The following is a 642-nucleotide window of genomic DNA, read 5'->3' as shown; positions in this document are numbered from 1 at the left end:
CCGTGAGGTAGCGGTCGAGAAACGAGAGACGGACGGTAGGTCGGGCGGGCTGCATTGCAGGCTCCTTGCATGGCAATTCGGCTCCGCCCCGGTTTAGGCGGAGAATTCGAAGGTATTGGCGGGCGGACTTATCCTTCGCGGCGGCCCTGGGCGTCGATTACGGCCTCGCCGTCCTCCTTGGAGAACGCTCCCTGTTGAGATGTCGGAAGCAGATCGAGCACCGCTTCGGAAGGACGGCAGAGCTTCACTCCGAGTGGCGAGACGACGATTGGACGATTGATAAGGATCGGATGCTCCATCATGGCGTCGAAAAGCTGCCCGTCGGTGAGTTGCTCGTTGGCAAGACCCAGTTCGTCATAGGGCGTGCCCTTCTCGCGGAGAAGCTCCCGTGCGCTGATGGCCATCCGGTCAACGAGCTGCTCGAGAAGCGCCCGGCTCGGCGGCGTCTTGAGGTATTCCACGACGTGCGGCTCGATGCCCGCGTTGCGGATCATGGCGAGCGTGTTGCGAGAGGTGCCGCAGTCGGGATTGTGATAGATGACGATGTCGACCGGGGTGCTCATGCGACGTCGGACCTTTGGGTGGACGTGCCTTCCATCTGTCCGATATCGTGCAGCTTCGCTGTCAGGCTCAGATGCTCCA

The 642-nt window shown here is 61.8% G+C and carries 1 protein-coding gene; it reads right to left on the bottom strand.

Translation table 11 applies throughout. The features are described 5' to 3' along the window. Positions 1-128: 128 nt before the first annotated feature. Entirely contained in the window at positions 129-563 is a 435-nt protein-coding gene (gene arsC / locus ACP7E0_RS35045) for an arsenate reductase (glutaredoxin) (protein WP_426131978.1), read from the bottom strand. Positions 564-642 lie beyond the last annotated feature (79 nt).

Origin of the sequence: Pararhizobium sp. PWRC1-1 (assembly GCF_049897905.1) — a bacterium.
Lineage (GTDB): Bacteria > Pseudomonadota > Alphaproteobacteria > Rhizobiales > Rhizobiaceae > Pararhizobium.
This window is presented reverse-complemented; position numbering and strand designations above follow the sequence as displayed.